Here is a 22,250-nt window from a genome sequence, read left to right as displayed (position 1 = left end):
TCACGCTCCCCAGAGATACTGGGCAGAAAATGCCGACAGGATGGTTAACAGGCCGCTAACCAAACGCGGATTCGACGCGGATCAGGCCGCCAGGGTGCGCGACAGCTTGCGCGCCAGTTCTGCCTGGGTGAACGGCTTGCGCACGATCAGGTCTTCGCCCACGTCGATCAGAGCTTCCGCGTCGGCATATCCGGTGGCGAACAGGATCGGCGCGAATGGGCGACGCGCCTTCAACTCCTTCGCCAGCTCGCCGCCGTTCATACCCGGCATGGCGAAGTCCAGCACCATGGCGTCGATCCGGACGTTATGGTTCAAGCTCTCCAGCGCCGCCCCGCCGCTGTCGGCCTCGATGACGTCATAGCCCAAGTCGCTGAGGTAGCCTGCGGTCACGTTCCTCACCGCCTCGTCGTCATCGACCACCAGGACGACCAGGCCCGCATCGTGGGCCGCCAGCAGTTCGCCGCTCGCCTCCCGCTCCTGCATCGGCGCGGCGTCGGCGCGGGGCAGGAAGATGCGGATCGTCGTGCCCGTGCCGACCTCGGTGTCGATACTGACCCCACCGCCGGATTGTTTGGCCAGGCCGAACACCTGGCTCAGCCCCAGACCCGACCCCTTGCCGACCTCCTTGGTGGTGAAGAAAGGTTCGAACGCGCGCGACAGCACATCGTCGGTCATGCCCGAGCCGGTGTCGCTGACCGACACCACCACATAGTCGCCGGCCGGAAGCTCTTCCGGCTGCCCCAGGACGCCGGTCTGGGCGGCGGTCGCGGCGTTCTCGGTGCGGATGGTCAGCGACCCGCCGACCTCCATCGCGTCGCGCGCATTGATGGCCAGGTTCAGGATGACCAGTTCGATCTGCGTCGGATCGATCATCGCCGGCCACAGGTCGGGGGCCAGTTGCGGCGGCTGAATCTGCACGCTGCCGCCGATGGCGCTTTGCAGCATGTCGCCCATGCTGCGCACCGTCTCGTTCAGATCGACGGCCCGCGGCTCCAGCTTCTGGCGACGCGAAAAGGCCAGCATCTGCGCCGTCAGCCGCGCCCCGCGCTGCGAGGCCTCGCGCATCATGTCCAGCCGCCGCAGGACCTTGGGATCGGTCTCGTTCTTTCTCAACTGATCGACATTGCCCAGGACGACGGTCAGCAGGTTGTTGAAGTCGTGCGCCACGCCGCTGGTCAGCTGGCCGACGGCCTCCAGCCGCTGCGCCTGACGCAGGGCCGTCTCGGCTTTTTCGCGTTCGAGGATCTGGGCGGCCAGCTCGCGGTTGGCGTCTTCCAGTTGGGCCGTGCGGTCGGCGACCCGGCGTTCCAGCAGGGCCTCCGCGCGCTGAATCTCGGCGATCCGCTCGCGCGCCTCATATTGCCGCTTGCGGCCCCGCAAGGCCGTATCGACGGCGCTGACCAGGGTCGTCGGGTGAAACGGCCGTTCCAGAAAACTGACATTGCCCAGCGTCACCGACAGACGACGCGCCGCCGGATTGCGCTCGACGCTGCCGCCGCGCCGGTTCAGCACCAGGAAGGGAAAATCCGACCAGGACGGCTGCCCCTCGATCCAGGCCGACAAGGCGTTGAGGTCGGTGTTGATCAGCACCTCCTCGACCACCACCGCCAGGGCCGCGCCCTCGATCATCCGCGTCAGAAGATCGTCCAGCGTGTCGCAGACCTGCGCCACCGTGCCCGCCTCCATCAGGATCTGGGCGGCGACGCCCGCATCGCGTCCGACGGGCGCCAGGACCAGGGCGCGTTCGGAGAGCTCCCCGCCGCGGCTCATGCGGACGGATCGCCCATCAGGCCTTCGCCGTCCTGGGCCACGAAGTTTGGCACGCCGCGCAGCACGCCCTGGAAGCCATACAGCGGCTCACCGACCGTCAGGCCGCCTGCGCCGATGTCGAACTCGCGGATGGTCTTCTCGTGGCCGCCGGCGCGCTTCTTGATCACCGAGATCGCACGCCTCACCAGACCCGCCGCCTCGAAATAGCGCAGCAGCACCACGGTATCGGCCAGATAGGTCACATCCACCGGCGCCTTCATGTCTCCGACCAGCCCATGCTGGGCCACGGTCAGATAGGTCGTGGCGCCCTGGCGGTTCAGATATTGCAGCAGCTCGTGGATGTGCAGCACCAGGAACTGCTCCTGCGGCATGGCCGCCTGATAGCCGTTCAGGCTGTCGATCACGACGGTCTTGATGTCCTGCTCGGCGACGCAATCTCGAACCCGCGCGGCGAACTCGCCCGGCGCCAGTTCGGCAGCGTCCACCTGTTCCACGACCAGCGACCCTTGGTCCTCCAGCGCCTCCAGATCGATACCCATCTGACGCATCCGCGCGAACAGCAGACCCAGTTCCTCATCGAAGACGAACATGGCGGCCTTCTCGCCGCGTGCGATCGCCGCCGTCACGAAGTTCACGGCGAACAGCGATTTGCCGGTCCCCGCCGGCCCCAGGATCAGGGCGCTCGACCCGCGCTCCACCCCGCCGCCCAACAGGGCGTCCAGACCCGCCACGCCGCTGGACATGGGCTCGCGCTTGAACTGGGTGCGGTGCTCCGACGCCACGATGCGCGGATAGACCTCCAGCCCGCCGGTCTTGATGGTGAAGTCGTGATAGCCGCCGCGGAACCGTCGCCCGCGATATTTCATCACCCGCACGCGGCGACGCTCGGCCCCGTATTCCGGCACCAGTTCCTGTAGTTGGATCACGCCGTGCGCGACGCTGTGAACCGTCTTGTCGTTGGCGTCGGTCGTCAGGTCGTCCAGCATCAGCACCGTCACGCCGCGCTTGGCGAAATAGTGTTTCAGCGCCAGCACCTGACGGCGATAGCGCAGCGACCCTTGGGCCAACAGCCGGATTTCCGACAGGCTGTCGATCACCACCCGCTGGGGCTGAAGCCGCTCGACCGCCTCCAGGATCATCCGGCTGGTCTCGCCCAGTTCCAGGTCGGAGGAATAGAGCAGGCTCTGCTGTTGCTGTTCGTCCAGCAGGCTTTCCGGCGGCACCAGTTCGAACAGTTCGATGCCGTCCAGCGACCATCCGTGTGACAGGGCGGTGGCGCGCAGCTCTTCTTCCGTCTCGGACAGGGTGATGTAGAGCGTGATCTCGCCCAGCGACGCCCCGGTCATCAGGAACTTCATGGCGGCGGTCGTCTTGCCGGTGCCCGGATTGCCTTCCAGCAGGAACAGTCTGTCCCGCTCCAGCCCCCCGGCCAGAATGTCGTCCAGTCCGGCGATCCCGAAGGCGGCCTGGTCTTGCTTGGTCTCGCCGTCCGTCATGCCGTCCTCTCGCCTGTAGCTGAGCCGTAACGCACGGAAATGCAGAAGGTTACAAGCGGCGTTTGTCGCGCAGCCGTGCCCCGGCTCCGAAAGTCTCGCGACAGGCCTTGAAGGTGGCCATCCGTATCCCGACTTGACCATTCGGCCGGACCTGAACCGCCTCGGATTTCAGACGAAGTGCACTATTCAGACGGTGTTTTTTGCGCGGCTTCGTCTGGATTTGAGACGAAGTGCACCATTCAGACGGTGTTTTTCGGGGTCAAGTTTCGGGGCCAAGGTCTGAAAACGGCCGCGCTTCGTAAAGGGTCGACACAGCCCCTCCCCTTCCCGTAACCGCCCCGCTATGTAGGCCCCATGACAGACGCCCACACACCCAAAGTCTCCCAGGCCGACGCCGAAGCCGCCGTCCGCACCCTGATCGAATGGGCGGGCGACGATCCCGACCGCGAAGGCCTGCTGGAGACCCCGGCCCGCGTCGCCCGCAGCTATCGCGAACTGTTCGAGGGCTATGAGGTCGATCCCCTCTCCTATCTGGAGAAGACCTTCGAGGAGACGGGCGGCTACGACCAGCTGGTCGTGCTGAAGGACATCCGCTTCGTCAGCTTCTGCGAGCACCACATGCTGCCGGTCGTGGGCAAGGCGCATGTCGCCTATCTGCCGACCGACCGCGTCGTCGGCATCTCCAAACTGGCCCGCGTCGTGCGCGGCTTCGCCCGCCGCTTGCAGATCCAGGAGAAGATGACCTCCGAGATCGCCGAGGCCATCCAGACCGTCCTGCGCCCCCACGGCGTCGGCGTCGTCATCGAGGCCGAGCACAGCTGCATGACCCTGCGCGGCGTCAATGCGCCGGGCGCCAGCCTGTCGACCAGCCACCTGATCGGCGTCGTCCGCGACGACCCCCGCACCCGCGAAGAGTTCCTGCGACTGGTCCGAGGCTAGGATTTCCCCAATCGCGCGAACTGGCGCATCTCTTGCGACGAACCGACCAAAGGAGGCGCTGACGATGCCCTGGTCCCTGATTTCGACCCGCAATGAAACAGTTCAGATCGCGCGCGGCGGCTGGCTGGACGCTTTGCGTTTCATCGTGGCCTTCCTGATCATCCTGCATCACTTCCAGGCGGCCGGTCCCGTGCCCCTGGCGCACATGATCAATCCGATCTTCGAACGCGGCGGCTTCCTGCTGACCAACTTCTTCCTGATCGACAGCGGCTATGTGCTGATGCGCGTCTATGGCGCGGCGGTGGACAAGGGCCGGATGTCGCCGGGCGACTTCTTCCTGAAGCGGTTCCTGCGCGTCGTGCCCGCCCACCTGATCATGGGCCTGTCTCTGGTCGGGTTCGTTCTGCTGGCCACGGCCGCCGGCGCCCCGCCCCGCAATCCCGAATGGTTCGCGTGGGACCAGCTGCCCGCCCAACTGCTGTTGCTTCAGTCCTATGGCGTATACGGCGGTCTGGGCTGGAACGCCCCGACCTGGTCGATCTCGGCCCTGATCGGCTGCTACCTGGCCTTCCCCTGGATCATTCGCGGCCTGATGCGGCTGGGTCCGTGGTCGGCCCTGGCGGTCGGCGTCGGCGTCTATCTGGTCGCCAACCAGCTCTGCTGGCAATTCCTGGGCTATCCTGTCTATCAGATGCCCATGCGCTACGGCATCGTGCGCGCACTGCCGCTGTTCTTTCTGGGCATGTGCCTGGCCTGGTTCGCCCAGAAGGTGTGGATCGCGCCGCGTCTGGCCGGCTGGGCCGGCGTCCTGGCCGCCGTCGGCTTCTTCGCCCTTCAGCTTCACGACAAGCACGCCCTGGCCGCCCTGACCCTGATCTCGATCATCATCCTGGCCGCCGGCGCCGTGCCGGTGAAGAAGCCCTCCAAACTGGTCGAGATGGCCGCCATGGTCTCCTTCTCCATGTTCATCTCCAACGAGGTGATCCGCATCGTCTGGTTCGGCGTCGTCAACGCCGTGGAGGCCCGCATCTCCCTGCCCGTCGCCGTCCAATGGGGTCTGTGGGGCCTGGGCGTCGCGGCGGCCGTCGGCTTCGCCTTCGCCTTCCACTTCCTGATCGACAATCCGATCCAGACCCGCATCCGGGGCTGGCTGAAGCGTCGCAGCGCCCGTCGCGGCCAGGCCCAACCCAAACTGGGGCCGGTCATCTCGCTCGACGGCTGACCTGGCGGCTTTGGCGACCGACGATCCTCGACCAAAGTCGCTCTCTCCAGCCGCCTCCCTCTCGGTCAATGTCGGCGTCCACGTATCCGCAGGGATGCGCAGAACGGCCGATAACGGCGACTTGGGAGGAAATGGATATGGCGAGCGACGCTCCAATTGCGTCTGGGGAAGAGGAACACACCGTCGATCGCAGCGATCGCCTGGTTATCCTCGCCTCATCGGTCGGCACCGTCATCGAATGGTACGACTTCTATCTTTACGGCTCGCTGGCGGCGATCATCACCGTCCAGTTCTTCTCGGGCGTCAACGAGACGACCGGCTACATCTTCGCCCTGATGGCCTTTGCAGCCGGGTTCGCGGTGCGGCCCTTCGGCGCCATCGTCTTCGGGCGGCTGGGCGACCTTTGGGGACGCAAGAACACCTTCCTCGTCACCATGCTGCTGATGGGCCTATCGACCTTCGTCGTCGGCCTGTTGCCGCCCTATGCGGTCATCGGTATCGCTGCGCCGATCATCCTGGTGCTGATGCGCCTGATCCAGGGCCTGGCCCTGGGCGGCGAATACGGCGGCGCCGCCACCTACGTCGCCGAGCACGCCCCGCGCGGCAAGCGCGGCTTCTACACCTCCTTCATCCAGATCACGGCCACCGCCGGCCTGGTGCTCAGCCTGGTCGTCATCCTGGGCGTCCGTCTCGCCGTGGGCGAGGAAGCCTTCGCCTCCTGGGGCTGGCGCATTCCGTTCCTGGTCTCGATCCTGCTGCTGGGCGTCTCCCTGTGGATTCGTCTGAAGCTGGCCGAAAGCCCGTCGTTCAAGAAGATGAAGGCCGAGGGCAAGGGCTCCAAGACCCCGCTGAAGGACAGCTTCGGCAAATGGCCCAACCTGAAGATCGTGTTGATCGCCCTGATCGGCCTCACCGCCGGCCAGGCCGTCATCTGGTACACTGGCCAGTTCTACGCCCTGTTCTTCCTGGAACGGGTCATGAAGGTCGACGCGACCCTGGTCTATATCCTGCTGACCATCGCGCTTCTGGCCGCCTCGCCATTCTTCATCTTCTGGGGCTGGCTGTCGGACAAGGTGGGCAGAAAACCGATCATTCTGGCCGGCTGCCTGATCGCGGCCCTGACCTATTTCCCGCTGTTCAACGCCCTGACCCAGGCCGCCAACCCGCGTCTCGCCGCCGCCGCTGCTTCTGCGCCGGTGACGGTCTATGCCGACCCGGCCGACTGTAATCTGCAGTTTGATCCCGTCGGCAAGACGGTGTTCAACCACTCCTGCGACGTGGCCAAATCCTATCTGGCCAAGGCCGGCGTGACCTATACCAACGTTGCGGCGCCGGCAGGCACCGTCGCCGAGGTCCGCATCGGCGATCAGGCCGTGGTCCCCAGCTTCCGCGGCGACGCCATGACCACCGCCGACTTCGCCGCCCAGAAGAAGACCTGGGACGCCGGACTGGGCGAGGCCCTGACCGCCGCCGGCTATCCGGCCAAGGCCGACAGCGCCCTGGTCAACAAGCCGATGGTGGTGTTGATCCTGTTCATCCTCGGCTTCTACGTGACCATGGTCTACGGACCGATCGCGGCGGCCCTGGTCGAGATGTTCCCGACCAATATCCGCTACACCTCCATGTCCTTGCCTTATCACATCGGCAACGGCTGGTTCGGCGGCTTCCTGCCGACGACCGCCTTCGCCATCGTGGCGGCGACCGGCAACATCTACTCCGGTCTCTGGTACCCGATCATCGTGGCGCTCGCGACGGTCGTGCTAGGCTTCCTGCTGGTCAAGGAAGGCAAGGACGTCGATCTGAACGCCTGATCCTGCTTTCAGGCGCGAATGAGGGGCGGGTCGTCGCGAGACGGCCCGCCTTTCGCTTGTGAAACACCCCCTGCCCGGTTCAGATGCCCCCATGTTCAGCCTGACGATCCTCGGCCTGGTCGCCGCCTATATGGCGGTGCTGTTCGCCGTCGCCTGGCATCAGGAACGGCCGGCGGCGCGGGCGCGCGGCAAGGGGTTGGGGCCGTCGGTCTACGCCCTGTCCCTGGCCATCTACTGCACGTCCTGGACCTACTATGGCGCGGTCGGCACGGCGGCGCGGGACGGGTGGGAGTATCTGCCCATCTACATCGGCCCGGTGATCGGCCTGACGCTGCTGTTCCCGCTGTGGCGGCGCATCGCCGCCGCCGCCCGGCGCGAGAACGTCGGCTCGATGGCCGACTTCGTGGCCTCGCGTTACGGCAAGAGCCAGACCCTGGGCGCGGCCGTCACGGTCGTCGCCATCCTGGGGTCGCTGCCCTATATCGCGCTTCAGCTGAAGTCGCTGTCGATGGCCGGCGCCCTTCTGACCGCCGGCACGCCGGTGGCGGGGTCCGAGCGGCTGACGGTGCTGGTGCTGGCGGGGGTGCTGGCCTTCTTCGCCATCCTGTTCGGGGCGCGCCGTCCCGATTTGACCGAGCACAATCGCGGCCTGATCCAGGCCATCGGTCTGGAGTCGATGGTCAAGCTGGGCGCCCTCTTGTTCGTCGCTGTCTTCGCCCTGGTCCTGCTGCTCAACGAAGGCTCGCCGCCGCGCATCATCGAAGGTCTGGGCGCCCTTGCCTCCCCACCCGAGGTCACGCCGCGCTTCACCGCCATCACCCTGCTCTCGACCCTGGCCATCTTCTGCCTGCCGCGCCAGTTCCACGTCGCCTTCGTCGAGGGCGCCCAGCCGTCGGACGTGAAGCGGGCGCGCTGGATCTTTCCCCTCTATCTGCTGCTGACCAGCCTGGCGGTCCTGCCGCTGGTGGCGGCGGGCGCCCTGTTCGCGCCGGCGGTGAACCCCGACCTGCTGGTGCTGGCCCTGCCGTTCGGGCGCGGCGAGACGATGCTGACAGCGCTTGTCTTCGTCGGCGGTTTCTCGGCCGCCACCGCCATGGTCATCGTCGAGGCCGTGGCCCTGTCGGCCATGGTGTCCAACAGCCTGATCCTGCCCTTCCTGGCGCGCGACCGCTGGCGGGTGCGGGGCGACGCCTCGGACATGGCGGGGACCATTCTTCAGGTGCGACGCGGGGCCATCGTCGCGGTGCTGCTGCTGGCCTGGCTCTATTATCAGGCGACGGATCAGTCGCGCGGCCTGGCCGCCATGGGCCTGGTGTCCTTCGCCGCCATGGCCCAGCTGGCGCCCGCCCTGTTCGGCGCGGTGTTGTGGCGCGGTGGCCATGCGCACGGGGCGCTGGCGGGGATGACGGTCGGGATGGTCGTCTGGATCGTCATGCTGGCCCTGCCCCAGCTGTCCCCGGGCGCCCCCTGGCACCTGCACGTCATGCTGGGCGTCAGGGATCCGTTGGCCCTGGGGGTGTTCGTCAGCCTGGCGCTGAACCTGGCGGCCTATATCGGCGTGTCGCGCTTTGCCCAGCCCCGGCTGATCGACCGGGTCCAGGCCCGCGCCTTCGTCGATCGTCTGGGGCCGGACTGGATGGAGGCCAAGCCCTCGCCGTCGGGCGCCTCGGTCGGCGACCTGCGCGCCCTCGTCGCCCGCTTCATCGGCGACGAGCGGGCCGAGCGCGCCTTCTCCGCCTGGGGACGCGAGACCGACACCCGGCTGCGCGACGCCGATCCGGCCGATGCGGCCCTGGCCCGCGCGGCCGAGCGGATGCTGGCCGGCGCCATCGGCGCGGCCTCGGCCCGGCGGGTCATCGCCGCAGCGCTGGCAGGCGTCGGGCGTGCGCCTGAGGACGTGGTGCGGATGCTGGACGAGGCGTCGCAAGCCGTTCAGTTCAACCGCGACCTGTTGCAGACCACGCTCGACAACATCGACCAGGGCGTGATCGTGGTTGACGAAGATCTGCGCGTCACCGCCTGGAACCGGCGCTATGTCTCCATGTTCGACCTGCCCGTCGGCTTCGTCCACGTCGGCCTGCCCATCGCCAACATCTATCGCCTGAACGCCGAGCGCGGCGAGAGCCCCGACGACATTGAGGCCTGGGTCGAACGCCGGCTGGAGGCGCTGAGCCGCCGCATCCCCCACGACCACGAACGCCAGCAGCCCGACGGCCGGGTGTTGCGATCCTCGGGCGCGCCCATTCCCGGCGGCGGCTATGCGACCAGCTATACCGACATCACCGCCCTGCGCCGCGCGGCGCGAGAGCTGGAAGAGGCCAACGAACGGCTGGAGGCGCGCGTCGCCGACCGGACCGCCCGGCTGGACGAGGCCCGGCGCGTGGCTGAAGACGCCACGGCGTCCAAGACCCGGTTCCTTGCCGCCGCCAGCCACGACCTGCTGCAACCGCTGCACGCCGCCCGCCTGTTTATCGCCGCCCTGAAGGAGGAGCCGGCCCTGGCCGAGCCGACCAGCCGCACCCTGGCCGTCAACGCCGACCGCGCCATCGACAGCGCCCACCGCCTGCTGACCGCCCTGCTGAACCTGTCCAAGCTGGAGGCCGGCGGGGTGCGGACCAATGTGACCAAACTGTCGCTGGGCGGCCTGTTCGACGAGTTGCGCCGCGAGTTCGCACCTGTGGCCGAGGCCAAGGGCCTGCGCCTGACCATCATGCCCAGCCGCCTGTGGGCGGCGTCGGACCGCGACCTGTTGCGGTCCATGCTGCAGAACCTGGTGGCCAACGCCATCCGCTACACGGACACAGGCCGGGTGCTGGTCGGGGCGCGTCGGCACGGCGAGACGCTGCAGCTGTTCGTCTGCGACACCGGGCGCGGCATCCCCGATTCCGATCACGAGACCGTCTTCGGCGAGTTCGTGCGTTTGCCCGGCGCGGTGGACGAGCCGGGCGCGGGCCTGGGCCTGGCCATCGTGCGTCGGCTGTCCAGCCTGCTGGACCATCCGCTGGAGCTGAACTCGCGCATCGGGCGCGGCACGATCTTCCGCATCACCGTGCCGCGCAGCCCCGCCGACGTGATCCCCGAGGTCGCGCCGGTGCGCGAGGCGCGTCTGCCGCTGGCAGGCCTGCGGGTGCTGTGCGTGGACAATGAGCCGGTGATCCTGGACGCGCTGAACGCCCTTCTGACCCGCTGGGGCGCGCGGCCGACGCTGGCCGCCAACCTCGCGGCGGCCAAGGCGGCTCAGGGTCCGTTCGACGCCGCGGTGGTCGATCTGCATCTGGGCGACGGGCCGGAAGGGTTCGCCGTCATCGACTGGCTGCGGCCTCACGGCGTGCGCCGTATCGCCCTGGTCACCGCCGACACCCGCGATGGTTTGAACGAACAGGCGACGACGGCCGGCGCGGTCCTGCTGCCCAAGCCCATCAAGCCGGCGGCGCTGAAGGCTTTCTTGTCCAGCTAGGGCATTTGGCGACTGAGTTGGCCGGGCAACTCATCAGTGTATTCAAACAAAGTGGTTCATCACAACGGTCACGACGGGATCACAGCGAACACGACGGAGCCGTGCCGGTTCGGAAAGTTTTGATGGCCTGCGGCGGCGAAGCCGCAGATTGATCGACGACCTGAACATGAGAATTAGAAGCCGACTCGCGTTCGGTCCCGTCGTGTTCGCTGTGACCTCGTCGTGTTCGTTGTGATGAACGCCTTCCAGGAACGCATCAACTCAGGCGCCGATTGCCTTAAGCGGGGTCCAGCGACTTGGCCAGGATCACCGCCTGGGTCCGGTTGTGGACGCCCAGCTTGCGGAACACGCTGGTCAGGTGCGCCTTGATGGTGGCTTCGGACACGCCGAGATCAAAGGCGATCTGCTTGTTCAACCGCCCGGCCTTCAGCCCTTCCAGGATCCGCAGTTGCGACGGCGTCAGGCTGGCGACGCGGCCGGCCGGGTCGTCGTCGTCCGCCTCGGGCACATCGGGCGCCCAGCTGTCGCCGGCCAGGATGGCGGCGATGGCCTCGACCATCTGTGGCAGGGACGAGGATTTGGGAATGAAGCCGGCGGCGCCCAGGCCAAGGGCGTGGCGCACCACGGGCGCGTCCTCGCTGGCCGACACCACGGCGACCGGCACGGTTGGCTGTTCGGCCCGCACGGCGGCGAGCCCGGCCATGCCCTCGCTGTCCGACAGCTTCAGGTCCAGCAGCAGCAGATCGACCGGCCCGGCGACCATCGCCGCCTTGGCCTCGGCCAAGCTGGCGCATTCCACCACTTCCGCCCCCGGCGCCGCCTTGTCGACGGCCGAGCGCAGGGCGGCGCGGAACAGGGGATGGTCGTCGGCGACGACGATGCGATCCATGGGCGTCCTTCCGTGCGCAGCGTCTGATCGGCCGCGTCGTCGCCATCATGGCGCGGTTCGACTTTGGTCGAAATTAGACCAATGGCCAATGGTGTCACACCTATGAAGGCGGAAAGGTTTTGTCAGGGACGCACGCGTTAGACGGGCGAGGGAGGAATTTTCACCATGATCAAGACCAGCCTTATGGCCGGCGCCGCCGCAGCCGCGCTTCTCGTCACGCCGGGCGCCGCCCTGGCCCAGAGCAGCCAGTCGGCGCTGGAGGCCCGCATCGCCCAGCTTGAAAGCGAGCTGAACGCCCTGAAGTCCGAGGTCGTCGCCTCGCGCACCCAGCAGGCGGCGCAACAACAGGACATCATCCGCCTGGAGACCCGCCCGGCCACGCCCGCGCCGGTGCAGCAGGCCGCCGCCCCGGCCGCGCCCAGCGACGGCTTCCGCATCGGCAACCAGACGGTCAAATACGGCGGCTTCATCAAGGTCGACGCCTACGCCTCGAACTACTCCGGCGGCGACCCGGTCAACGGCGACGCGCTTCGTGAATTCCACATTCCGGGGTCCATCCCCATCGGCGGCGCCGACGAGGATACGGCGACCGACTTCAACGCCCGCCAGACCCGGTTCTGGCTGACGACCGACGGCCTGATCGGCGGTCACAAGATCGGCACCCGGCTGGAGATGGACTTCCAGACCCTGCCCGGCGTCGCGGATCAGCGCACCACCAGCCCGGCGAACCCCGCCCTGCGGCGCGCCTTCATCACCATCGACAACTGGCTGATCGGCCAGGAATGGACCAACTTCCAGAACACCGCCGTCCTGCCCGAATCCGCCGACTTCATCGGCGCGGCGGAGGGCACCGTCTTCGCCCGCCAGGTCCAGGTCCGCTATACGCGCGGTCCCTTATCGGTCTCGGTGGAGAACCCCGAGACGACCGTGACCCCGTTCGGCGGCGGCGCACGCATCATCGCCGACGACAACAGCCTGCCGGACTTCACCGCCCGCTATGCGATGTCCCGGCCGTGGGGCGACTTCCAGTTCGCCGGCCTGCTGCGCCAGTTGAAATACCAGAACCCGGCGACCAACATCGACACCACCGCGACCGGCTGGGGTGTGTCGGCCTCGACCAAGATCAAGGTCGGGTCCAAGGACGACATCCGCCTGATGCTGACCGGCGGCGAGGGCATCGGCCGCTATGTCGGTCTGAACTTCTCCAACGACGCCGTGCTGGACGCCTCTGGCGAGCTGGACGCGATCGGCGTGGTCGCGGGCTTCGCCGCCTACCGCCACGTCTGGGCGCCCGGCTGGCGTTCCAGCCTGATCTGGTCGGCGCAAAAGGTGGATAACGACACCAGCTTCACCGGCCTGACGGTCAACCGTTCGGCGCAAAGCGTGCATGCGAATTTGATCTGGTCGCCGGTTACGGCGTTTGATGTCGGGGCCGAGCTGATGTTCGCGGACCGCGAGATCGAGACCGGCGCCAGCGGCGACATGACCCGTCTGATCCTGTTCGCCAAATACGGATTCTGATTTTCCACGGAGACGTCTCGCGTGCCTGATCCCGACCTCTATCCCGTCCCTGCCGACTGGGCCGACAAGGCCCATATGAACCGGGAGGCCTATGAGGCGGCGCGGATTGCGGCGCGCGAGACGCCCGACGTCTTCTGGGCCGAACAGGCCAAACGCCTCGACTGGATCACGGCCCCGACCAAGATCAAGGACGTCTCCTTCAAGAAAGAAGACTTCCGCATCCGCTGGTTCGAGGACGGGGTTCTGAACGTCTCGGCCAACTGCATCGACCGCCACCTGCCCCACCGCAAGGACGAGACGGCGATCATCTGGGAAGGCGACGATCCCGCCGACAGCCGCCACATCACCTTCGGCGAACTGCACGCCGAGGTGTGTCGCATGGCCAATGTGTTGAAGGCGCACGGGGCCAAGAAGGGCGACCGGATCACCCTGTATCTGCCCATGATCCCCGAGGCCGCCTACGCCATGCTGGCCTGCGCGCGCATCGGCGCCGTCCACTCGGTGGTGTTCGGCGGCTTCTCGCCCGACAGCCTGTGCGGCCGGATCGAGGATTGCGGCTCCAACCTGGTCATCACCGCCGACGAGGGTCTGCGCGGCGGCAAGCATGTGCCGCTGAAGGCCAATGTGGACGAGGCCCTGACGAAGGTGAAGGTCGATACCGTTCTGGTCGTGCGTCGCACCGGCCGCGACGTGCCGATGATCGAGGGCCGCGACTTCGACTATGGGCTGGAAGCCGCCAAGGCCGGCGCCGACTGCCCGCCCGAGCCGATGAACGCCGAGGATCCGCTTTTCATCCTCTACACCTCCGGCTCGACCGGAAAGCCAAAGGGCGTGCTGCACACCACGGGCGGCTATCTGTTCTGGGCCGCCTGGACGCACGAGATCGTCTTCGACTATCGCCCCGGCGAGGTCTTCTGGTGCACCGCCGACGTGGGTTGGGTCACGGGCCACTCCTATATGGTCTATGGCCCGCTCGCGAATGCGGCGACGACCCTGATGTTCGAGGGGGTGCCCAACTATCCCGACGCCGGCCGCTTCTGGCAGGTGGTGGACAAGCACAAGGTCGAGATCTTCTACACCGCCCCCACGGCCCTGCGCGCGCTGATGCGCGAAGGTGACGCGCCGGTGAAGGCGTCGTCGCGCGCCTCGCTGCGCCTGCTCGGCACGGTGGGTGAGCCGATCAATCCCGAGGCCTGGCGCTGGTATCACGAGGTGGTCGGCGACGGCCGCTGCCCCATCGTGGACACCTGGTGGCAGACCGAAACGGGCGGCCATCTGATCACCCCCCTGCCCGGCGCCACCGACTTGAAACCCGGATCGGCGACCCTGCCCCTGCCCGGCGTCGAGCTTGAGATCGTGGGCGCCGAGGGTCAGCCGCTGGAGGGCGCGGCGTCCGGCAATCTGTGCATCACCGACAGCTGGCCGGGCCAGATGCGCACCGTCTATGGCGACGACCAGCGCTTCTTCGACACCTATTTCTCGACCTATCCGGGCCGCTATTTCACCGGCGACGGCTGCCGTCGCGACGAGGACGGCTATTACTGGATCACCGGCCGGGTGGACGACGTCATCAACGTCTCGGGTCACCGGATGGGCACGGCCGAGGTCGAGAGCGCCCTGGTGCTGCACGACGTCGTCGCCGAGGCGGCGGTCGTCGGCTATCCGCACGACATCAAGGGCCAGGGCATCTATGCCTATGTCACCCTGAACACCGGCGTCGAGGCGACCGAGGACCTGCGCAAGGCCCTGGTCGCCCACGTCCGCCACGAGATCGGCCCCATCGCCGCGCCCGACGTGATCCAGTGGGCGCCGGGCCTGCCCAAGACCCGCTCGGGCAAGATCATGCGCCGCATCCTGCGCAAGATCGCCGAGAACGAGATCGGGTCGCTGGGCGACACCTCGACCCTGGCCGATCCGTCGGTGGTGGACGACCTGGTCAAGAATCGCGCCGGGGGCTGACGCTTCGCAGGGTTGATGCGGGGCGGCGAAGGCGTATCTGTGCGCCATGCGCCGTTTTCTGTCCCGCCTGCCGATCGACGGCTATCTTCTGGCCCTGATCGGCATGGTGATCCTGGCGGCGATCCTGCCCGCCAGCGGACAGGCCGCCGTGGTGATGGATTGGGTGGTCAAGGCCGCCATCGCCCTTCTGTTCTTCCTGTATGGCGCGCGGATGTCGCCGGCGGCCATCGGCGCGGGCCTGACGCACTGGCGGCTTCAGGGCACGGTCTTCCTGTCGACCTTCCTGCTGTTTCCTGTGCTGGGGCTGGGTCTGGTCCTCCTGATGCGGGGATCGCTTCAACCCGATCTGCTGACGGGGATGCTGTATCTGTGCCTGCTGCCGTCCACGGTGCAGTCGTCCATCGCCTTCACCTCCATCGCCGGCGGCAATGTCGCGGGCGCCCTGACCAGCGCCAGTCTGTCGAACCTCTTGGGCGTGATCGTGACGCCGCTGCTGGTCGCCCTGATGATCGGGGGGCCAGAAACCGGGGCTGGCGGCGGCATCCATCTGCAATCCATCCTCGACATCGGCCTGCAGATCCTAGTCCCGTTCGCCGTGGGCCAGCTGTGCCGCCCGCTGCTGAAGGACTGGCTGGGTCGTCACGCCAGGCTGACGGGCCTGGTGGACCGGGGGTCCATCCTGCTGATCGTCTACGCCGCCTTCAGCGAGGGCGTCGTCGCTGGCGTCTGGTCCCAGGTCGCGCCGACGGATCTGGTCAAGGTCATCGGCCTGAACATCGTGCTGCTGGCCATTGTCCTGGGCCTGACCCTGATGGCGGGGCGGCTGCTCAAGTTCGACAAGCCCGACCGGATCGTCATCCTGTTCTGCGGTTCCAAGAAGAGCATGGCCACGGGCATCCCCATGGCCGGCATCCTGTTCGCCGGTCACGCGGTCCCGCTGATCGTCCTGCCGATCATGCTGTTCCACCAGATCCAGCTGTTCGCCTGCACCATCATCGCCCAGCGCTATGCGCGAGAGAATGAAGCGCGCGCCTTGAGCGCCGCCGAGCCTTGAGACCCAGTCTTGCCTTGAGACATGGCGCCCCTTGAGATAGACCGCCCTCAGGCCATCGCGGGCATGATGTAGTGGTAGCCTGGCAGCTTCCCATGCTGCTCGTGCGGGTTCGATTCCCGCTGCCCGCTCCAGCCTGTTGGTGAAGGCGCGACGATGCCGCCGCGCCTCCTTCCCGTTCTCAGTTCGCTGCTTCGACCGTCACGCCGCGCTTTTGCAGGATGGCCTGGACGCTGTCTTCGCCGGTCAGGTGTCCGGCGCCCACGGCGATGAAGGCGGCGCCCGAGCCTTCGAGCATCGTCTGGATCTGATTGGCCCAGTCGGTGTTCCGGTCGACCAGCAGGGCCTGATAAAGGGCCGGCGAGGCCGCCTTCATCTCTTCGACCATGACGCGGTCCAGGGTGGCGACGTCGCCCTTGGCCCAGGCCTCGACCATGGTGTCCAGCATGGTGACGGCGTTCTCGTAATCCTTCAGCGTCTCGCGCAGGAAGGCCATCTGCACGTCGTCGGGCAGGTTGGCCAGGATGCCGATCTGCTTGTCGATGGTCTCGAAGGCGTGGATCGGCTTACCCGCCGCCTCGGCGCGCGCCTTCAGCACCAGTTCGACGCCGGACTTGGGATCATAGCCGGCCTTGACCAGCGGGGCGACCGACAGGCTGAGCGCCGCCAGCCACGGCTTCATCGGCTGAAGCTGGGCGGCGGAGGCGCCCATGGCCTGGGCGGCGGCCTCCAGTTCGACGTTCTCCTGCGGCGTCAGGCGGCTGGACAGAGGCGTTTGAGGCGACAGACCGTGCTGCTGGATCAGCGGCATGACGGCGGCCTGATCGTCGGGATTGCTGATCTCGAACCAGATGTCCGAGGCGCTGTCGAAGGCGGCCTCGACACGGGGGCTGGCCCAGCCGGTCGTGGGGCGCAGCACGTGGACCGAGCCGAACAGATACAGGGTCGAATCCGCATCCTTGATCACCCACAAGGCGGGGCCTTCGCCCTGGATGGGCGCGGCGGCGGGCGCGGTCGTCTGGGCCAGGGCGTCGTCCGGGACGCCGGCGATGGCGACGAACAGGGCCAGGCCGCCGGCGACGCCGACAGCGCCGCGCGCGAGGGTGGAAACGGAGGATCGGAGGCGGGCAGCGAGGGTCATGAGGTCACTCCAGTTTTTGGAAAGGCGGGAAAAGGGAAGGAGGTCAGGCCAGGCCGCGACGGGCGCTGATCCAGATGGAGACGCCCAGATAGAGCGTCATCAGCACGGCGTAGATGTCCCAGGCAGTGATCGCCGGGGCGGCGCCCAGACGCTCGGCGGCGGCCCACATGAAAAGGACCAGTTGACCGGCGAAGAAGGTGACGGCGGCGGCCTCCATCACGGCGCGACGCAGCAGTTCGTCAGCCTGGCGATAGACGCGCACGTTCATCACCGTGTGCAGCACCACCAGCAGGCCGATGGCGCCGAGGCCGAGCCCGGGGCTGACGCCCGTCAGGCTGAACCCGATCGGCAAGGTCAGGATGACGCCGGAGAAGCCAAGGACCGCCGCCTGGAACCGGGCCAGGGCGGTTTCCTCGGGCGAGGCGGCGCCTTCCAGATTGTACATCCGGCCCAGCCGTTTGGCGTCCAGGCTGACAAAGAGGGCCAACAGTGCGCCAAGGACCAGGGCGGCGCCGACCAGCATGGCCAGCATGTCCGACCAGCGTATGGCCTTGTCCATCAGGCCGAACCCGCCCGGCGCGACCTTGGCCAGCCAGCCGCCGACGCCGTATCCGACCACCCCGAACAGGGCGCCGAAGGCAAAGGCTCGGACCCAGCGGGGCCACGAGGCGGGGGAGAGTGAGGGAGACTTCATTTCGTCGGCTCCTGATCGTCCGAAAAGATGGATTCGATGGGCTGGCCGAAGATGCGCGCGATCTTGAAGGCCAGCGGCAGGGACGGGTTGTAGCGCCCGGTCTCCAGCGCGTTCACGGTCTGCCGCGACACGCCCAGGTGTTCGGCCAACTGGGCCTGGCTCCAGTCACGCTCGGCGCGCAGGACCTTAAGACGATTGTTCATGGCTCAACCCCGCATCCGCGCCAGCCACCACCAGGCCCAGGCCAGGGTATAGCCAGCAAGCTGGAACAACAGGATGCTCAGCATTCCCCCGACGACCAAGTCGATGGAGGTCGTATCTACGGGCAAGAAGGCGTCGAGATCGACATTGCGCATCAACAGGGTGAGGACGGCGGCGAGGCCCACCGCCATCCCGGCGCTACCACCCCAGTACCAGGCCCATTTGTGCGCCTCGCGCGCGGCTTCGTCGAGGCGACGCCACCACCAGACCGTGACGGCCAGAGCTGCGGCCATCACGGCGACCAGAAAGAGGCCCGATCCGACCAGTCCGCCGAAGCCGGGCTGGTCCGACAGGAAGCCCGAGCCGATGCCGCCGACCAGCCCCAGCACGAACAGCAGGGCGATCATGGCGGCAAGGCCGCCGACGCCGAGCGGCTTGAAAGTTTTCATCTGAAGGGCCTCGCCGGGTTGCTGAATGCTTAGACAAGCGTCTTTTACATCAGCGATCAGCGATGTCAAATACCCTTTCCACCTATTTCGGTGGAGCGGTTCAGTCCGACGGCTGTGAAGCAATCAACTCGGGACGGGCGATAACGCGCGGCGAAGTCTCCACCGGCGTTAGGTCCGGCAGGGCCTTGCCCTCGTGGTCCACCTGCAGGTCTTCAAAGCGGCGGGCCGAGACCATGACCTGGCTTTCCAGCGAGCCGACGAACTGATTGTATTTGCCAACCGCCTGATCCAGGGCGCGGCCGACGGCCGAGGCGTGGCCGCCCATGACCGACAGCCGCTTGTAAAGCTCGCGCCCCAGGGCGGCGACCTTGTCGGCGTTGGCCGCCTGTTCTTCCGCCCGCCAGCCATAGGCGACAGCCTTGCACAGGGCGAACAGGGTCGAGGGGGTGACGATGACGACGCGCGACGCCATCGCCTGGGTCATCAGGTCCGGCTCGTGGTCCAGGGCCGTGACCAGGAAGGCGTCGCCGGGCACGAACAGGACGACGAAATCCGGGCTGGGCTTGAACTGGTCCTGATAGGCCTTGGACGACAGCTGGCGGACGTGGGTCTTCAGGCTGGCGGCGGTGCGCAGGCCGACCGAACGGGCGCGCGCCTCCTCGTCGCCGTCGCCCTCGTCGAAGGCCAGGGGCACCTTGGCGTCGATCACGAACATGCCGCCGCCGGGCAGACGCACGATGAAGTCGGGCCGGTTCTGGCGACCCTCGTCGTCGGCGCTGGAGGTCTGTTCGGTGAAGTCGAACCGGCCGGCCATGCCGGCGGCCTCAAGCACATTGCGGCAGGTCTGCTCGCCCCAGCGCCCGCGCCGCCCGGTGTTGCCGCGCAGGGCCTCGGTCAGTTTGCGCGCCTCGTCCCGCGTCGCCGAGGACGCCGCCATCAGCTGTGTCAACTGTTCGCGCAGGCCCCCGGTCTCTTCGGAGCGGGTCTTCTCCAGCGCGGCTACATGTTCCTGGAACCTGGTCAGGGTGTCGGCGACAGGCTTCAGCTGGGCCGCCATCCGCTCGCGCGCCAGCTGGTCCTGAGCGCGGAAGGTCTCGGTCGCGCGACTGACCATCTGATCCGCCACCACCTGGGCCGACTGGGCCGCCTGGGCCTTGAGCAGTTCGCCCATGGTGACGCGGCTTTCCTCGACCAGGTCGATGCGCGCCTCGGCGGCCGCCAGCGCGCCTTGCGTCCTCTGCCAGCCCATGAAGGCCCACAGGAAACCGCCCGCAAAGGCGGCGGCGAGAACGGCGAGGATGGGCACTAGCATGTTCATGCTCCGTTCCTAGCGGGAGTCGCCTTGCTTGAGAAGCGCCAGGGCATGGTCAGGAACGCGGCGGTTCCGATGACGTTGGTTTGGCTGACGATATCCACCGAGGAGAGACGCCGATGATCCCGCAAGAGCCCGAACGCCACGACAAGGCCGCCGACGCCGTCCACGAAGGCCGTCCTGTAGACGCCGAACTGGTGCGCAGCGGACGCAAGGGTCCGCGCATCCTGGTGCTGCTGGTGGTCTCGACGCTGGCGGCGGCGGTCATGCTGCTGGGGATTTGGATGGTTTCGAACGGGGGCTTCAACGCCCAGAACGACGAAACGGGCCCGACCGCAGCGGACACTCGGGATTTCCAGGGTGACGGTCAGACGCCGCCGGCGGCCGATGCGCCGACGGATGCGACCGGCCGAGCCGAACCTGTTCCGGCCGGTGAAACGCCGAACGTCAACGCCCCGACGACGCCGTCGAACTGATCGCCGTCAGGCGGGGCGGCGGGCCTTCAGGGCCTGGACGATAGTGCCGTCGTCCAGCCAGTCCAGATCCCCGCCGACCGGCACGCCGCGCGCCAGGGAGGTGACCTCGACCTCGGGGCCGCCGATGCGTTCGGCGACATAGTGGGCGGTGGTCTGGCCGTCCACGGTGGCGGGCAGGGCCAGCACGACCTCGCGCACGCCGCCGCCCCGCACCCGTCCGACCAGTTCGGTTATGCGCAGATGCTCGGGGCCGACGCCGTCCAGGGCGGACAGCAGCCCGCCCAGCACATGGTATTTGCCCCTAAAGGCGCCGGAACGCTCCATCGCCCACAGGGCGCCGGCCTCCTCGACCACGCAGATCAGGCCGTTGTCGCGCGATCCATCCGAACAGATGGCGCAGGGGTCGCGGGTGTCGGGCGTGCCGCACACCGAACAGGACACGACCTTTTCCGCCGTTTCGGCCAGAGACGCCGCCAGCGGCACAAGCAGTTGCTCGCGTCGTTTAAGCAGGGCCAAGGCCGCGCGCCGGGCGGAGCGCGGACCCAGGCCCGGCAGTTTGGCGAGAAGGGAGATCAGCCGTTCGATCTCCGGCCCGGCAGAGGCGGCCATCAGAACAGTTTCGGCATTCCGGGAATGTTCATCCCGGCCATCGGCCCGGCGGCTTCGCGCATCAGGGCGTTGTTCTGTTCGTCCAGCTTGCGCTTGGCGTCGGCGTGGGCGGCGACGATCAGGTCGGCCAGAATTTCGCCCTCTCCGGGCGTCAGCAGGCTGTCGTCGATCTTGATCGCGGTGATCTCGCCCGGTCCGCGCAGGGACACGGACACCAGGCCGCCGCCCGAGGAACCCTCGGAAGCGGTTTCGGCCATCCGGGCCTGGGCCTCCTGCAGCTTTTGCTGCATCGCCTGGGCCTGCTGCATCAGTTGGGTCAGATCTTTCATACCCCCTAGATAAGGCTAAGATCCTCCCGGCGACAGGGGGTCGGCGCCGCGTTCATCATGCCTGTCATCGGAAATGAAAAAGGGCGGCCCGTCGGGGCCGCCCTTTTGTCGTCCTGGCGTCGCCGTCGCGATCAGTGGTTGGCCGGGGCCGGGCTGGTCGCGGCGGGCGGAGCCGCCGGCGTGGCCTGGGCTGCAGCAGGCGCGCCCTCCGCCGGGGTCGTGCCGGTCGCCTCGGTCGCCGCAGCGCCTTCGGTGACGGGAGCCTCTGCTCCGGCGGCGGGCGCGGCCGCGCCGGGCTGGCGGGTCGGATCGGGCGCGGGAATGGCGAAGCCGCCCGAGCCCTGCGTGCGCAGCCAGGCGATCAGATTGATGCGTGTCTGCGCATCCCGGATGCCGGCGAAGGACATCTTGGTGCCGGGCACATATTTGGCAGGGGCGGTGATGAAGCTGTTGATCTGGTCATAGCCCCAGGTCGGCGCCTCGGCCTTGTGTTTGGTCATGGCGTCCGAATAGGCGAAGCCCGGACGGTGCATGACCGGACCGCCGACCACGCTCCACAGATTCGGACCGATCTTGTCGGCCCCGCCCTGGTTCGCATCATGGCAGGCCTGGCACCGCGCGAACGCGGCCTCGCCGGCGGCCAGGTCGGCGGTCGGCAGGACCGTGCCCCAGTCGGGCGCCAGTTCAGGCGCCTCGGCGCCGGCGGCCTCGTCCGGCGCATCGACGAAATAGCCCATCTTTTCCGGCGGTTCGGATTGATAGACGAGGCCCGAAGCCTCCTTGACGACCAGGATGACGAAGGCCGTCCCCAGAGCCGCGCCGAAAATCTTGTTCCACTTAAGATCGCCGCTCATGCGCCTGGTCGATTCCCTCTGCCGGCCGGGCCCCTCGAAAACACGCCCCGGACATAATCTTGCTTTGGCG

Annotated in this window: 19 protein-coding genes and 1 tRNA gene; 9 read left to right on the top strand and 11 right to left on the bottom strand. The window is 67.5% G+C overall.

The genetic code is table 11. The features are described 5' to 3' along the window. Positions 1 to 81: 81 nt before the first annotated feature. The gene (locus tag AC3ISA_RS08675; protein WP_489177567.1) at positions 82 to 1,770 is read right to left on the bottom strand and encodes a response regulator; all 1,689 of its coding nucleotides are present in this window, start codon (positions 1,768 to 1,770) and stop codon (positions 82 to 84) included. Then, on the bottom strand, positions 1,767 to 3,266 hold the full coding sequence (locus tag AC3ISA_RS08670; protein ID WP_489177566.1) for an ATPase domain-containing protein: 1,500 nt from the start codon (positions 3,264 to 3,266) through the stop codon (positions 1,767 to 1,769). Before AC3ISA_RS08670 ends, AC3ISA_RS08675 begins: the two co-directional genes overlap by 4 nt. A 354-nt stretch (positions 3,267 to 3,620) precedes the next feature. On the opposite strand from AC3ISA_RS08670, the gene folE reads away from it, so the two are divergent. The 4 genes from folE to AC3ISA_RS08650 all read left to right on the top strand — a co-directional run bounded on the left by folE (position 3,621) and on the right by AC3ISA_RS08650 (position 10,695). Then, positions 3,621 to 4,205, top strand: coding sequence for a GTP cyclohydrolase I FolE (folE, locus tag AC3ISA_RS08665; RefSeq protein WP_489177565.1), 585 nt, complete (start codon positions 3,621 to 3,623; stop codon positions 4,203 to 4,205). A gap of 64 nt (positions 4,206 to 4,269) precedes the next feature. After that, on the top strand, positions 4,270 to 5,427 hold the full coding sequence (locus tag AC3ISA_RS08660; protein WP_489177564.1) for an acyltransferase family protein: 1,158 nt from the start codon (positions 4,270 to 4,272) through the stop codon (positions 5,425 to 5,427). 137 nt (positions 5,428 to 5,564) lie between these two features. Then, the gene (locus tag AC3ISA_RS08655) at positions 5,565 to 7,238 is read left to right on the top strand and encodes an MFS transporter (RefSeq protein ID WP_489177563.1); all 1,674 of its coding nucleotides are present in this window, start codon (positions 5,565 to 5,567) and stop codon (positions 7,236 to 7,238) included. 91 nt (positions 7,239 to 7,329) lie between these two features. After that, on the top strand, positions 7,330 to 10,695 hold the full coding sequence (locus tag AC3ISA_RS08650) for a hybrid sensor histidine kinase/response regulator (protein ID WP_489177562.1): 3,366 nt from the start codon (positions 7,330 to 7,332) through the stop codon (positions 10,693 to 10,695). Between the two features lie 277 nt (positions 10,696 to 10,972). On the opposite strand, the gene AC3ISA_RS08645 is transcribed toward AC3ISA_RS08650, so the two are convergent. After that, positions 10,973 to 11,584, bottom strand: a complete 612-nt coding sequence (locus AC3ISA_RS08645; RefSeq protein WP_489177561.1) for a response regulator transcription factor — start codon at positions 11,582 to 11,584, stop codon at positions 10,973 to 10,975. 165 nt (positions 11,585 to 11,749) lie between these two features. Between AC3ISA_RS08645 and AC3ISA_RS08640 the strand changes: the two genes are divergently transcribed. From AC3ISA_RS08640 to AC3ISA_RS08625, 4 genes are all read left to right on the top strand, one after another. Further along, complete coding sequence (locus AC3ISA_RS08640) at positions 11,750 to 13,105, top strand: DcaP family trimeric outer membrane transporter (protein ID WP_489177560.1); 1,356 nt, start codon at positions 11,750 to 11,752, stop codon at positions 13,103 to 13,105. A gap of 21 nt (positions 13,106 to 13,126) precedes the next feature. Further along, a complete protein-coding gene (acs, locus tag AC3ISA_RS08635; protein WP_489177559.1) occupies positions 13,127 to 15,064 on the top strand; it encodes an acetate--CoA ligase in 1,938 nt (645 codons plus the stop codon). A 46-nt stretch (positions 15,065 to 15,110) separates the two neighbouring features. After that, the gene (locus tag AC3ISA_RS08630) at positions 15,111 to 16,118 is read left to right on the top strand and encodes a bile acid:sodium symporter family protein (protein ID WP_489177558.1); all 1,008 of its coding nucleotides are present in this window, start codon (positions 15,111 to 15,113) and stop codon (positions 16,116 to 16,118) included. Between the two features lie 57 nt (positions 16,119 to 16,175). Continuing rightward, positions 16,176 to 16,249 (top strand) — tRNA-Gly (locus AC3ISA_RS08625). Positions 16,250 to 16,296: 47 nt separating this feature from the next. Here the strand turns inward: AC3ISA_RS08625 and AC3ISA_RS08620 are convergent. The 5 genes from AC3ISA_RS08620 to AC3ISA_RS08600 all read right to left on the bottom strand — a co-directional run bounded on the left by AC3ISA_RS08620 (position 16,297) and on the right by AC3ISA_RS08600 (position 19,918). Further along, positions 16,297 to 17,256 carry a TraB/GumN family protein gene (locus tag AC3ISA_RS08620; protein ID WP_489177557.1) on the bottom strand — a complete coding sequence of 320 codons (960 nt, stop codon included), beginning with the start codon at positions 17,254 to 17,256 and terminating at the stop codon, positions 16,297 to 16,299. Between the two features lie 43 nt (positions 17,257 to 17,299). Beyond that, positions 17,300 to 17,950 (bottom strand): hypothetical protein, encoded by a 651-nt coding sequence (locus tag AC3ISA_RS08615; RefSeq protein WP_489177556.1) that lies wholly within the window; start codon positions 17,948 to 17,950, stop codon positions 17,300 to 17,302. After that, positions 17,947 to 18,153 carry a helix-turn-helix transcriptional regulator gene (locus AC3ISA_RS08610; protein WP_489177555.1) on the bottom strand — a complete coding sequence of 69 codons (207 nt, stop codon included), beginning with the start codon at positions 18,151 to 18,153 and terminating at the stop codon, positions 17,947 to 17,949. Before AC3ISA_RS08610 ends, AC3ISA_RS08615 begins: the two co-directional genes overlap by 4 nt. A 3-nt stretch (positions 18,154 to 18,156) precedes the next feature. Then, on the bottom strand, positions 18,157 to 18,600 hold the full coding sequence (locus AC3ISA_RS08605) for a hypothetical protein (protein ID WP_489177554.1): 444 nt from the start codon (positions 18,598 to 18,600) through the stop codon (positions 18,157 to 18,159). Between the two features lie 100 nt (positions 18,601 to 18,700). Further along, complete coding sequence (locus AC3ISA_RS08600) at positions 18,701 to 19,918, bottom strand: DNA recombination protein RmuC (protein WP_489177553.1); 1,218 nt, start codon at positions 19,916 to 19,918, stop codon at positions 18,701 to 18,703. A gap of 113 nt (positions 19,919 to 20,031) precedes the next feature. On the opposite strand from AC3ISA_RS08600, the gene AC3ISA_RS08595 reads away from it, so the two are divergent. Beyond that, positions 20,032 to 20,388: a hypothetical protein gene (locus AC3ISA_RS08595; RefSeq protein WP_489177552.1), complete on the top strand. Its 357-nt coding sequence runs from the start codon at positions 20,032 to 20,034 to the stop codon at positions 20,386 to 20,388. A 6-nt stretch (positions 20,389 to 20,394) separates the two neighbouring features. Here the strand turns inward: AC3ISA_RS08595 and recR are convergent, their stop codons facing one another. From recR to AC3ISA_RS08580, 3 genes are all read right to left on the bottom strand, one after another. After that, the gene (recR, locus tag AC3ISA_RS08590) at positions 20,395 to 20,997 is read right to left on the bottom strand and encodes a recombination mediator RecR (protein WP_346494499.1); all 603 of its coding nucleotides are present in this window, start codon (positions 20,995 to 20,997) and stop codon (positions 20,395 to 20,397) included. Beyond that, complete coding sequence (locus AC3ISA_RS08585) at positions 20,997 to 21,326, bottom strand: YbaB/EbfC family nucleoid-associated protein (RefSeq protein WP_489177551.1); 330 nt, start codon at positions 21,324 to 21,326, stop codon at positions 20,997 to 20,999. Before AC3ISA_RS08585 ends, recR begins: the two co-directional genes overlap by 1 nt. Before the next feature lie 131 nt (positions 21,327 to 21,457). After that, positions 21,458 to 22,180 carry a c-type cytochrome gene (locus AC3ISA_RS08580; protein WP_372691360.1) on the bottom strand — a complete coding sequence of 241 codons (723 nt, stop codon included), beginning with the start codon at positions 22,178 to 22,180 and terminating at the stop codon, positions 21,458 to 21,460. Positions 22,181 to 22,250 lie beyond the last annotated feature (70 nt).

Source organism: Brevundimonas sp. KH_058 (assembly GCF_057838505.1).
Note: the sequence above shows the minus strand (reverse complement) of the source record. Positions and strands in the feature narration are given on the sequence as shown.